Source organism: Thermogemmatispora tikiterensis (assembly GCF_003268475.1).
GTDB classification, from domain to species: Bacteria; Chloroflexota; Ktedonobacteria; order Ktedonobacterales; family Ktedonobacteraceae; genus Thermogemmatispora; species Thermogemmatispora tikiterensis.
In genome coordinates this window covers 2,861,933-2,874,112 of sequence record NZ_MCIF01000002.1, presented here as the reverse complement: position 1 = coordinate 2,874,112, position 12,180 = coordinate 2,861,933, and the positions used below count along the sequence as shown (strand labels likewise).

Below are 12,180 nucleotides of genomic sequence, written 5' to 3'. Positions count from 1 at the left end.
TTGCTCTCCCCTCCTCGTCTGGCCTGTCCGCTGCTGAGACCAGGACCGGCGAGGAGCGGGAGCAGCCGGCATCCTTAATCCTGCTTCCGCTCCTCGCCGGAAGCGGCGGTCTCTGCCAGTCTGAGAGGACCCCCCCTTTTTGCTCTCCCCTTTTCGTCACCATAATGCTTAATTTCTTATTACGCTATTCCCTTTCCTTTAGGATTTCATTTTCCGATAATTGTGTTGGCTATTCATTTAAAATGATCAATTTAAATAAATCTCAGAGAAGGAGTTACCTCCGTCAAAATGAATCGTTGAAACATATGCACGGGGAAATCAAGAAAGCTGGAAGGTTGTATGATATAAACATGGTTAAACAAGCTACCTCTTTATCAGTGGTTATTCCTGTGTACAATGAGCTAGGGAATCTGTCGCTTTTACATCAAAGAGTGAGCGATGTCATGTCTAGTATGAATATTGAGTATGAGATCGTTTATGTCGATGATGGTAGTACTGACGGTAGTTTCCCCTTGTTAGAGCAATTGGCGGCGACGGATCTCCATGTGAAGGTGGTGGGGTTAAGCCGCAATTTTGGGCAGACGGCTGCTCTGGCAGCTGGAGTGGCTCACAGCAGTGGCGAGATACTGATCCTGCTCGATGCCGATCTGCAGAACGATCCGGCGGATATCCCGCGGCTGCTGGCCAGGCTAGAGGAGGGGTATGATCTGGTCAGTGGCTGGCGGCGAAGGCGGAGGGGAGACGGCTGGCTACGTTGTCTGCTCTCGCGTCTGGCTAATCTCCTCGTCTCCAGAATCGCTGGTATTGCCATCCATGATCTCGGTTGCACGCTGAAGGTCTATCGACGCGCGGTTTTTGCCCATGTCCCCCTTTATGGAGAAATGCATCGCTTGCTAGCAGCCTATGCAGCTCTGGCTGGTGCACGGATTGCTGAGGTTGAGGTGACTCACCATCCACGTTATGCCGGGCGCTCGCACTATGGCCTGAGTCGGACACTGAAAGTACTTCTCGATCTCTTGATCTTGAAGTTCTATAGGAGCTTTGCTACTCGTCCTCAGCAGCTATTGGGCCTGCCTGGGCTGCTGGCGCTCGCTCTTGGCATGGCCTTTCTGCCGCTTGCTCTGGTTCTTCCCTTGCTGGCTCGCAGGCCGCGAGTAGGTTCCTGGTCTGGGCCTGTGCTCTTGGGTGGGGCTGGCTGTTGCTGCTTCAGTCTCCTCTCGCTCCAGCTCAGCGTGTTGGCGGAGATGCTGATGCGCACCTACCACGAGTCTCAAAACAAACGACCTTATGTTGTGCGCTGCCTCGTCTCGGGCGCCGAACGCTGTGAGTGTTGGTAGAATCTGGAATGTCTTGATCGCTGAGAATCTCCTCCACCTAATGCTTGTGGAAACGTTGTTTGAGGGAAGAAGTAGGTAGCATGAGATGAAAATATTGGTAATGGCTCCTCAACCCTTTTTTGCCCCCCGTGGAGTGCCGTTCAGTATTTATGCCCAGCTACGCGCTCTGAGCGAGCTGGGCTATCAAGCGGACCTGGTGACCTATCCCCTTGGAGAGCCAGTAGCGTTGGCCGGGGTGCGCATCTGGCGCATTCCTGGCCTGCCCCTCATCCGTGAGGTGCCTGTTGGCCCCTCTCCCGCCAAACTACTCTTTGATCTGCTGCTCTTTCTTTGGACCTGCTGGCGGCTGTGTTGTCAGCGCTATGACTGCCTCTGCACGCATGAAGAGGCCGGGGCCTTTGGCGTCCTGCTCGCGGCCCTCTTCCGCTGTCGGCATGTCTATTATATGCATTCTCATCTTGCTCAGCAGGCGGCTTGTCTGGGCTATGAGCATCAGCGCTGGCTGCTCTGGGGGCTGCATCGCCTGCAAGCCTGGATACTTCGCCATGCCAATGCAGTGGTGGCGATTTGCCCGGCTCTGGAGCGGGAGGCCTGGCAGATGGGTGCTCGCAAGACCTATGTCATAGAGAACGTAGCCTTGCCAGAGGGGCTGCTGCCAGCCGCCGAAGATGGCGGCAAAGGAGCTGAGCAGCAGCCGGTTGCTGCCGCTGCAACAGCGACTGAGTCGAGTGATCCTCCGGCTGCTCTCACCCTGGTGCAGAGGAAGGCCGGGATGGCCGTAGATCGACCGGGCTTTGGGTCTGCCTCCCAGGGGATGGGACCCTTGCTACTCTACACTGGCACCCTGGAGCGCTACCAGGGGATCGAGCTGCTGCTGGAGAGCGCTGTCATGGTACGACAACGCTGCCCTGCCGTCCGTTACCAGATCATTGGTGGACGACAGGATCAGGTCGCCGCTTTGCGGGCGCTCTGTTGTCGCCTGGGGATCGAGGAGTGTGTGGAGATCCTTGGTCAGCGTCCACCCTCTGAGGTGGCTGCATATATGAAGCAAGCTACCATCCTGGTTAGCCCACGTTGTGCAGGGACAAATATGCCGCTGAAGCTGGCGAGCTACTTGCACTCTGGCAAGCCCGTGCTGGCAACCTCGATAGCTGCTCACACTCAAGTCCTTAATCCCGAGGTGGCCCTGTTGGTACCGCCAACGTCACAGGGCCTGGCCGCCGGTACGCTCCTCCTCCTGGAGAATGCGACATACGCACGTGCTCTGGCCTGTGCTGCTAAGCGTTTCGCGGCCCGACGCTGGAGCTGGTCCGCCTTTGTAAGGCAGCAACAGCGCCTCTATGCTGACGTAGTGGCTGCAGAGATGAGGAGGTTCCCCAGATGAAGCGCTATTTGCGCGATCTTTTCGCGGAGGCGGCGAAGGAGGAGTTGCGGCTACCTCGTTGGTTGTTGCATCTCTACCTGATTCTACTGGAGCCGCCGTTGGGGAAGACGATCCGCCTCGATCTGCTGCGCTCGGTGCTGCGTGGCTATAGCGTGTGCGGAGAGCGCTGGCTGGATATCGGCTGTGGCATCGGCGATCTGACGCTGCGCCTGGCTGCCTGCGGCGCCAAGGTGGTGGGGATCGAGCGTGATGTAAGGCGCGTAGAACGCGCTGCAGCCGTAGCGACTCGTGCTGGTTTGCATCAGGCGCGCTTTCTGGCGGCTGATGCCTGCCAGCTGACGGAGCTAGAGCTTGGCTCATTCGACGGAGTCTGTTGCCTGGCGGTGCTGGAGCATATTGTCGATGACCTCGCTTTGCTCCGGCAGATCGCCGCTGTGCTGCGCCCTGGGGGCCTCCTGGTGCTCCAGGTCCCTTCTGCACGTCGCAAGGTACTTCCAGCTGCTGAACGAGAGGATGGTCATGTCCGGCCTGGCTATGCTCTCTCTGAAATCTATGCGCTCCTCGAAGCCAGTGGCTTCCGTGTAGTGAGGAACGACTCGCGCGATCCCCTCGATCTGATGTACTGCTGGTCTCTCTGCGCCTGGCTGCTAGCAGGGTTATGCGCCGGCTGTCGGTTGCGCGGCCCCTGCTTCGCTTTGTTAGGCCCGCTCTTTCTTCCCCTGATTCGTCTCTCTTCTCGTTGCGTTCGGCGGGTTGGAAGCGAGTTGGCTTTCCTGGCGGTGAGGTGCTGATGGCAAGGCAATAACTGTTAAACGATTAATAAATGTCCGAGTGTGATTAAAAGTGATTTCGTCAACCAGATTAAATGTTGTTTTGTCGATTGCTTGCTGCTCATTCTCTAGAGCAAAGCTATGTGGTGGAGGTGAACCGATGCGCTGCCTTATTACAGGTGCAGCTGGCTTTATTGGGTCCCATCTAGCTGAACGCCTGCTGGCTGAAGGACATGAGGTCTGTGGTATCGATGCTTTTACCGATTGCTATCCGCGTCAAATCAAGGAGCGGAATATCGAAGGGATCTCTGCATCCAATCGTTTTGACTTTATCGAGGGCGACCTGCTCCGGCTGCCCCTGGTCGCGCTCCTTGATGGTGTGGACTGGGTGTTTCATCTCGCTGCTCAGGCTGGTGTGCGCCAGGGCTGGGGGAATGAGTTTGTACGCTATATTGACGCCAATGTGCTGGCTACCCAGCGCTTGCTGGAGGCTGCCGTCCGCGCAGGGAATGTGCGACGTTTCATCTGTGCTTCTTCTTCATCGGTCTACGGCGAGGCGGCCTGCTTGCCAGTGAACGAAGCGGCTCCGTTGCGACCTGTCTCGCCCTATGGAGTGACCAAGGTTGCCACCGAGCAGTTGTGTATGCTCTATCACCGTAACTGTGGCCTGCCTGTGGTCATTCTCCGCTACTTTACTGTCTATGGTCCTCGCCAGCGACCCGACATGGCCTTCTACCGCTTCTGCTCTGCGCTGATCAACCAGCAGCCAGCTCTTGTTTACGGCGACGGTCTACAGACACGAGATGTGACCTATGTGGATGATGTGGTAGAGGCAAATTTGCTGGCGGCAACTGTCCCGGCGGCGGTGGGTCGGGCCTTTAATATTGCGGGGGGCGCTCAGGTCAGCATTCGTGACGTCCTCGGCCTGCTGGAGGAGATGAGCGGGACGCCTCTGCCTGTGAAGTTCCTCGATGAGCAGCGGGGCGAGGCCCGTAATACCTTCGCTGACATTTCACAAGCCAACTATGTCTTGGGCTTCTCTCCACGAGTAGGGCTACGCGAGGGATTGCAGCGTGAGCTAGACTATGTGATCTCTTACGCTCGCAGCTTAACTTCTCGCCCTTACCTTGGTTGGCCTTATGGCTCGATAAGCCAGCTGCTGGGGGAGAGAGGCGATGATAGATAAACCATCTCCTGTTCTAGCCTCTCGTAAAGAGGTGGGGACAGTGGCGCCTATGCCGCCACTGCCCTCACCTGTGAGGAGGTTGGTACGTATCAGGCTATGCCCCCTGGAGAAGGGGTCTCTCCTGTCTTCTCCTGCTGAGCATGCTGGCGCTGCAGATTGTTCCTCAGCCGCTACTCCGCCTGCAGGCCAGCTCTCCCAGGGTGAGGTGGCTGGAAAGAGCGCTTGCTTTGCGGGTGCTGCCATATGGAGGGGATCTGTTTGGCGGATATTGGGAGTGCAGGTTTTGGGCGCCATCTCTCTAGCTTCTGCCTGTTTGCTCGCTTGGAGAACTCTCGCAGCCCCTGTGAGGTGGATGGGCCTGGCACGCGGCCAGGTAAGCTGTGCCTGTCTACTTCTGGGAGGGTCGAGCGGGCTGCTCTGCGTGGTCATCAGCGCCTACCAGTGGCGGGCCTTATTACTTGCTCAGGGCAGGCGCCTCGATTTGGCGGAGCTGATCCGGCTCTATCTGATAGGTCTCGCTTTCAGTCACTGCCTCCCGCTGGGGATAGGGAGCGATGCTGTCAAGACGCTCTACTCAGGTCGAGTGCTTGGCTCCTATCCGCTGGCAGCAGCCACTCTGGCCCTGGCCCGTTTGCTGGGTTTGCTGGCCCTGAGTCTGCTGCTGGGGGGTGTGCTCTGTATCTGGAGGCAGCTCCTACCTGCCCCTTTGGGGGCTGTGGCTGCTACCGCCAGCCTGATGGTCACACTCGCTCTGGCTTGCCTGTTAGGAATCACCAGGCTGACCAGCAAGCGGCAATGGCCTGCCTGGCTCGCTAAAGCGGGCGGTTGGTCTTGCTCTCTCTATGGTAAGGGAGTGGCTGCTGTGCAGGCTGCTCTGACTACACTGGTGGCCAGACCGTCCTCTTTCTTGGCTGCGCTGGGCTTCAGCCTCTGTTTCTGGGTCATGGCCGCACTGAACTACTATAGCTACGGTCTGGCTCTCGATATCCATCTGCCGTTGCCTTGTTATCTTGTTGCCATTCCGCTGGTGGCGCTTGCTGCAGCCCTTCCACTGTCTTTGTGCAATGGTCTTGGAATACGTGAAGGAACTCTGGTTGCTATCCTGGCTCTTTATCACGTACCCGTGAGCAAAGCTCTGTTCCTGGCGGCCTGCGTGGATGCTCAAGGGGTGCTTCTGGCATTGGGTGGCTGGCTAGCCTATGTCTGGCAAAGAAGGGAGGGAAAGTGAGCAATGGCTCAGCAGCCTGCCAAGCGGCGCCAGTTTAAGCCCGGCGTCGGAGTGCCTTCGTCTCAGGTGCGTTTTTACTTCGACGATGAGGATGCCACTCTTGTTCTGCCTCTCCCTCCGAGATCAGCAGCAGAGGCAGCAACTGACGAGCACGCTAGAGCTGAGGGGAACGCTGCCCTGGCCCCACGGAGGGCTTTCGTTCCGCAATCTTTGCCGACGTTGGATGCTAGTGAGTCGTCGAAGACACCGCTCTGGCTGGTCCCGACCCTGCGTTTGCGGGTCCTTCCAGGCACCTGGCGGCATCGAGCTGGTCCCCGCTTACGATTGGTTCTCATGAGCGGCGGCCTGCTCGTCTTACTCTTGCTTGGCCTGTTGTTCTCTCTACGCTCGTCTGTACCAGCAGTGGTGCTTTATCAGGCTCAGAGTCAGGATTACGATCAGAGCCTGGGAGGTGAAGGACTGGTCTATCCCCAAAGGCAGCTTGTGCTCTCTCTGCCCTTTGCGGGCAAAGTTGATACCGTACTGGTCAAAGTGGGCGACTCTGTCCGCACTGGTCAGGCTGTATTGCGCCTTGATCCGCTTGAGTTGTCTCTACAGCTGAAGTTGGCCTGGGACGAGCTGACAGCAGCGGAGAGTTACTTGCAAGCAGTGATGACCAGCGGCAATTCGGCTGCTGTGGCTCAAGCGCGTCAGCGCTATGCGCTGGCCAGAAGCAGATATGAAACCCTGCAGGCTCGTTCCTCTTCCTTCCTCTCAGGGAATTGTCTTTTGGCTCCGCTAAGTGGCGTTGTGACAGCGGTCAATATCGTGGCAGGCCAGTCCTTCTCGGCCAATGCCTCCTTGCTCACGATCAGTGATCAATCCAGAGTGGTAGTTCACGCCAAACTGCCATTGAAGGCTCTTGGACTGATCCATGCCGGGCAGCCCGCGGAGGTCTTTGCCCTGGCAGGGCCAGCCCCGACCCTCAGAGGTGTGGTGCTAACCATTGTGCCGCGTGCTGATCCGCAGACAGATACCTTCGAGGTGTGGGTAGTGCTGGATAACCAGAGTGGGGTTCTTTTGCCCGGCATGAGTGTCTTTGTGCGCATTGCTGTAAAGGGGAGCATGCTGGGATTGCCACGCCTGGCGGTGCTCGATCTGGATCTGGTTCCAGCCGTCTTTGTTGTGCAGCGGCAGCGAGCTTATCTGCGCTCAGTGCATGTGATTGCTCGCTCATCTGCCAGGGTCTTTATTGACGTTGGCCTGCACAGCGGAGATCTGGTCGTTCTGGTGGGTCTCGCTGATCTCCGCAATGGACAAGAGGTACGCGTAGTGAGAATTGAGAAATATTGATGGTTTAACTGATATATAAGTATTATAAGTAATAAATACGGCAAAATGATGCAGAAGATCGCGGCTTTGCTGAGGGAGTTGAGGCAATGGCCCTGGCGGGAGTGGGAGGATACTCGTGGTAGATTGTTGCTGGCCTGTGTTTTGATGCTAGGAGCGAGTGGCTTGCCGTGGCTAGCGGACCCTTTGCGAGGTGGCTGCTCTCCCTGGCAAACGCCGCTGGTGCCAGCCTGGTCGTTGACGGCCCCCGGCACGGTTGGGGCTGCGCTGACAAGTGTTGGGGCAGGCTCTTGCATGGCGGCTTTGCTCTGCCTCGGCTGCACCTTGAGACCCTTCGTCGATCGCTGTCTATGGCGCTATCGTCTGGCTGGTGCCAGCTGTTTAGTGCCACTCTGCCTATTCTTGCTGCACTTTACTGCGGTCGATACTCAGCAGGGCGATCTGCTGGCTTATCATAAGCTGGAAGCCCAGCTTATCCTGCGTCACTTGGGCTACAATCTCCCTCGAGACTGGCTCCCCGTGACAGCTCCTTTTGCTTTGGATATGGCAGCACTCCATTGGCGCGTCGTCTTGCTGGTAGACCAGCTTCGTCCAGGGGCTGCCCTGCCTTTGATTGGCCTGAGCCTGTGGTTCCGACAACCAGGCCGCAGACAACCGAACCCCAGGGTAAGACCCTGGTTGCTTGGGCCGGCGCTCTCCTGGCGTCCGCTCTGTTTGTCGGTGTTGCTAGGAGCAAGCCTGCTGCCTGCTCTGATCGCGCCGCTCTGGTCTCTGCTGGCTACATGGCAAACAGACCTGGCTATCGCTGCCGGGGAGTATCAGCAGGCTCTCGGATGGCTGGAGACTACCCGCTGGCTGGTCCCTGCCGTTGTCGGCTCTGCGACCTATGAGGAGCAGCTCGGCCAGACTCTCTTTGGACTAGAGGCGCACTCACAAGCGGAGGTGGTGAGCTTTGCGGCGGCTCACTCTTTGCTGCAGCAACGGGCCTACCTGCGTGCCTATCAACTGCTTTTCCCGTACTGGTTGACACATACGCAGCAGCAGAAGAAAGACCTTCCTGAGCCGTGGCTGACCACAGCTCTCAGCGAGGCGTTAGAAGGGCTGGTAGAGGCTGCCTGGCCCTCCAGCACGCTCTCAGGGGATGCCCCAGAGCGGAACCACAGGTTGATCATGGCTCAGGCCTGGCTGAGGCAGCTCGCGCAGGTCAATCCAGATAGTCTCTATGCTCACTACCTGCTTGGAAGAGCCGATTACGAGCTGCATAACTATCAGGGCTGCCTGGCTGAGATGGGGATAGGGCTGAGGCTCTCCTCCGATAATGACCTTCGTTCCTCTGCCTATACCTATATAGGTCTGGCTGAGATTGCTTTAGGACGCTCCACTGAGGGGAGAGAGGCTTTGCAGATAGCGCTTGCGCTTGATCCTGAATATCACAATAACACGGCTCGTGAGGCCCTCTCTGGCTTGCACTAAAGGGTATTGAGTGGTGGAACAGCATAAATGAGTATTGTCATCCATTAATAAAGGGGCAAATCAAAAGAAAGGGATGGTCGTAGGGTTTTATGTTCGATCGTTGCTACTTGGGGCGCGTACTGGTCAGGCGGATAGCGTTATCGCGTACTGAGCCGCTGGCCAGACAAAGACCTCTTCGCTTCTCTGGCTGGTCTCGTCGCCAGCTCCTTCCCAGCCTTGATACTCTCTGCTTACTACTGCTGGCCATGTTAGGGGCAGTGTGGTTTACCTGGCAAGTCGCTCTGGTCCCCCAGCCTGGAGACTTTGATCCTGGTTGGGGAGATGCTCGGTGGATTGCAGCGGCTGATAGTAGCGCACCGGTTGCCTACTTTCGTTACACTCTACAGCTCAATAGCTGGCCAGAGGAAGCGATTCTGACGGTAGCGGCGCGGCAGACTTTTGCTCTGGCTGTCAATGGCGTGCCACTGGGCAACACTAACGGCCAGTTCGCCTCGCACGCCTTGCTTTATGATATACGTCGCGCCCTGCGCATCGGCGTGAATACCATCGCGGTGCGCGTGGCCAATGCTGACCTGCAGCTACCGGCTCTGAAAGCTTTGCTGGAGATCAGGAATGGGATAAGGACCTACCGCTATAACTCGGGAGGGAGCTGGCGTGCCACCGCTCAGAGTGGTCTGGCCCATCGCCGTAATGCAGTTACGGTCAATGCCTGGAGCCTACCCGACTTCGACGCGACCGACTGGCAGCGGGCGAGAGTTCTGCCAGCAGAAGCTGGCCCTTCGCCTTCCCTTGCATTTGATCCCCATCCCTATCAGCAGCCCCTGCCTCACCTCTGGCTTAGAGCTGACAGCTCGGACGTGTGCTTTGCCAGGCTTCTCGACATACCAGAGGAAGCGACCAGGACCTGGTTACGTCTTGGAAGTCCTGTCCAGACGAGTATCTATCTCAATGGGAAGTTGCTGACGACCCTCGCTGGGGGGATCCAGTCTCTGCCTTTCAAACAGTTTCCTCGTTCAGGGGGCTATCAGGCCGGGCTTGCGGTCACGCTGTATGACATCTCGTCCTGGCTGCATGCCGGGCACAATACGCTCTCTATCCATGCAGTTCTTCAAGTACCGCCAGCCGAAGGGCAGATGGAGCAGCTCTTCAGGAAGGTGGCGGTGCTGACCGATGTCGTCGTTGAGAAAAGCGGGGGTCAACCACTGTGGCTGGAGCCATCAGGGGCCTGGCGCCTGGCCGACCATCAAGCTTGTGAACGGCTGGACGCCGAACAGGCGCCGCATCGCTGGCCCCCAGCCTCTCTCGAAATTCCTTCAGCTCCCTCGTTCCTCCCATACCTGACCACCATCGCTGTCGTCTCGCCTTCTCTACTCTCCATGCCTGCCAACGGCTGGATGGTCCTCTGTGGGGCGGTAGCCGGTGTTTGGCTGCCCTGGGTTGGGCTGGGTCCGTGGCTCGCGATCGGGTGCTCTGCCGCTCCTCAAGTGCTCTGGAGACGATTAAGCCTGGCCGTACTCCCACCGCTGACGCTGGCAGGGCTATTGACAGTGCTGGCCTACACTCCAGCGCTTCCACACCTCCGGCCATATACCTGGCCCTGGCTCTGGTCGCTGGGCACACTCCTCCTCCTGGGCTACGCTGTGCTTGCCTGGGCAATCTGGTGGGACAGTCGTAGATCTCAGGCTCGCCCCCAGGCAGGTGCCTGGCAGGCCAGCGAGAGCAGCGAGAGCAGCGCCAGTGAGTCCGGCGAGGAGGTGAGTATTGGTGTAGGTTCAGAAGGGAGGAGCCAGCCGCAGAGATGGGGTCGACGCTTGTCGCTGTGTTGGCGGTCGATCTCTCGCTCCTCCTGGCGATCCTGGCGCTTCTGGGTAACCATCCTCCCACTCATGGTCATGGCTGTGCCCCTATCAAGCTACCAGCTCTCTTACGAGCCTTACTGGCAGGATGAGCTTTCTAGCTACTATGCCGCACATGGTATCTTGGCCACTGGCTGGCCACTCTTCCCCTCGGGTTTCCTCTACACCAAAGCTGAGCTCTATTCTTATCTGCTGGCCGCCTGGAGTCTGCTCTTCGGCGATCGCCCAGAGATAACGCGCGCAATCAGCGTTGGGGAGTATCTTCTCTGCCTGCCTTTGCTCTACCTGGCAGGCTGTTACTTCTTCTCTCGCCGCGTGGCCTGGCTCGCCACGGCTATGCTGGTCTGCTCACCGCTGGCCTGGGTCTGGTCACGTCAGATGCGTATGTATCAGCAAGCGCAACTCTTTACTCTTTTAACCTTGTTGCTTTTTTATATCTGTCTACAGCACCAGGCACGCTCGCGCCTCATCTACGGAGCGGCACTCAGCCTGTTGGCAACCTATCTAAGCCATGAGGAAACCTTCATCATACTACCAGCGCTGCTGCTTTGCACTCTCTGCTGCAGAGACCGGACCAAGCTCAGCCTGGCAGCCCTTTGTCGCTCGCCTTCCTGGCAACGAGCGGCTCTGCTCTGTGGAGTCGGTATCGGCTTCCAGCTCCTGCTCGCTCATGGTAGCCATCCGCCTGTTCTTGGAACAGATGCTTCGCAGCGTCCCCTCGTCCATTTCACCTTAGACAACGTCATCTTCTATGCAGAAATGCTGTTTTCGCCTGTCACAAGTGGACGGACGCCCTGGCTCCTCCTCAGTTCCGTGAGCATGGTGCTAGGCTGCCTCCAGGCCGTGCGCAGAAAAGAGCCGCGTGCTTGCTACTGCCTCTTGTTTTTGCTGGCCTCCTGGCTCACGTTGATCTATGGCTTCACGCTTCAGGCTGATCGCTACCTCTATCCATTGCTGCCTTGCTATTACCTGCTGAGCGCCTACGGAGCAAGCGAGCTAATGCAGGCTCTTGGAAGGCTAACAATGACTTTGGTAAAGACAAGCTCTGGAACGTCTGACCGGAGCTGGAAGCGCGCCACAGAAGTGCAGCGCCTGTTCCTGGTAGGAAGCTCGGGCCTGCTATGTGCCCTCCTCTTGATTGCGCCGTTGATAGCCATGAACACAAGCAATCTGTTCCTGAGCCGGCTGCTGGGCCTGCCCTATCATCGTCACTATGCTGACTACGATATTGCAGGAGCTTATCTAAGGCAACACCTACGCCGAGGGGACGTGGTAATTGCGGTAGCTCCTGCCAACTGTGTACGCTACTATGTAGGGCAGGTCGATTACTTTTTCTCCATTGATCGTGCCCTCTATCTCATGGAACAGCGGGGGCATATTATCGAAACCGCCTCTGCGGCGGAGGCACTTCTCAACCAGGAAGATTTCACAGCGGTGCTGGCTGAGCACCCGCGGGTCTGGATTGTCTCAGATGGCGGGCCATATGAGTCTGCTGTCAGAAAGCGCTTTGTCTTTCCGCCCGATGTGCACCTGGTCTTTGAGGGGTATGCATCGGCTCTTTATCTGCGCGGCGGTTAGCTATTTCGGAGGGTCTAATTCTATGCGAAAGAAACTGTA

General features: G+C 57.6%; 8 protein-coding genes. All 8 read left to right on the top strand.

From position 1 onward, the window contains the following. The first annotated feature begins 164 nt into the window (after positions 1-164). The 8 genes from A4R35_RS11595 (at position 165) to A4R35_RS11560 (ending at position 12,141) form a co-directional block, all read left to right on the top strand. On the top strand, positions 165-1,337 hold the full coding sequence (locus tag A4R35_RS11595) for a glycosyltransferase family 2 protein (protein ID WP_112429510.1): 1,173 nt from the start codon (positions 165-167) through the stop codon (positions 1,335-1,337). Positions 1,338-1,422: 85 nt separating this feature from the next. Beyond that, positions 1,423-2,721, top strand: coding sequence for a glycosyltransferase (locus A4R35_RS11590; RefSeq protein ID WP_112429508.1), 1,299 nt, complete (start codon positions 1,423-1,425; stop codon positions 2,719-2,721). Next, entirely contained in the window at positions 2,718-3,512 is a 795-nt protein-coding gene (locus A4R35_RS11585) for a class I SAM-dependent methyltransferase (protein WP_112429506.1), read from the top strand. The genes A4R35_RS11590 and A4R35_RS11585 overlap by 4 nt, the downstream gene beginning before the upstream one ends. Positions 3,513-3,651: 139 nt before the next feature. Beyond that, positions 3,652-4,677 (top strand): NAD-dependent epimerase/dehydratase family protein, encoded by a 1,026-nt coding sequence (locus A4R35_RS11580; RefSeq protein ID WP_112429504.1) that lies wholly within the window; start codon positions 3,652-3,654, stop codon positions 4,675-4,677. Positions 4,678-5,029: 352 nt separating this feature from the next. After that, positions 5,030-5,905 carry a lysylphosphatidylglycerol synthase domain-containing protein gene (locus tag A4R35_RS11575; protein WP_223258302.1) on the top strand — a complete coding sequence of 292 codons (876 nt, stop codon included), beginning with the start codon at positions 5,030-5,032 and terminating at the stop codon, positions 5,903-5,905. Between the two features lie 3 nt (positions 5,906-5,908). Further along, on the top strand, positions 5,909-7,237 hold the full coding sequence (locus A4R35_RS11570) for an efflux RND transporter periplasmic adaptor subunit (RefSeq protein ID WP_112429499.1): 1,329 nt from the start codon (positions 5,909-5,911) through the stop codon (positions 7,235-7,237). 45 nt (positions 7,238-7,282) lie between these two features. Beyond that, positions 7,283-8,707 carry a tetratricopeptide repeat protein gene (locus tag A4R35_RS11565; protein WP_146747193.1) on the top strand — a complete coding sequence of 475 codons (1,425 nt, stop codon included), beginning with the start codon at positions 7,283-7,285 and terminating at the stop codon, positions 8,705-8,707. Positions 8,708-8,796: 89 nt separating this feature from the next. Next, on the top strand, positions 8,797-12,141 hold the full coding sequence (locus A4R35_RS11560; RefSeq protein ID WP_112429495.1) for a glycosyltransferase family 39 protein: 3,345 nt from the start codon (positions 8,797-8,799) through the stop codon (positions 12,139-12,141). The last annotated feature ends 39 nt before the right edge of the window (positions 12,142-12,180 follow it).

What these genes read in the sequence shown, in the direction of transcription:
- A4R35_RS11560 (WP_112429495.1), top strand. Translation starts at nt 8,797, where the DNA reads ATGTTCGATCGTTGCTACTTGGGGCGCGTACTGGTCAGGCGGATAGCG.
- A4R35_RS11585 (WP_112429506.1), top strand. Translation starts at nt 2,718, where the DNA reads ATGAAGCGCTATTTGCGCGATCTTTTCGCGGAGGCGGCGAAGGAGGAG.
- A4R35_RS11590 (WP_112429508.1), top strand. Translation starts at nt 1,423, where the DNA reads ATGAAAATATTGGTAATGGCTCCTCAACCCTTTTTTGCCCCCCGTGGA.
- A4R35_RS11595 (WP_112429510.1), top strand. Translation starts at nt 165, where the DNA reads ATGCTTAATTTCTTATTACGCTATTCCCTTTCCTTTAGGATTTCATTT.
- A4R35_RS11570 (WP_112429499.1), top strand. Translation starts at nt 5,909, where the DNA reads ATGGCTCAGCAGCCTGCCAAGCGGCGCCAGTTTAAGCCCGGCGTCGGA.
- A4R35_RS11565 (WP_146747193.1), top strand. Translation starts at nt 7,283, where the DNA reads ATGATGCAGAAGATCGCGGCTTTGCTGAGGGAGTTGAGGCAATGGCCC.
- A4R35_RS11580 (WP_112429504.1), top strand. Translation starts at nt 3,652, where the DNA reads ATGCGCTGCCTTATTACAGGTGCAGCTGGCTTTATTGGGTCCCATCTA.
- A4R35_RS11575 (WP_223258302.1), top strand. Translation starts at nt 5,030, where the DNA reads ATGGGCCTGGCACGCGGCCAGGTAAGCTGTGCCTGTCTACTTCTGGGA.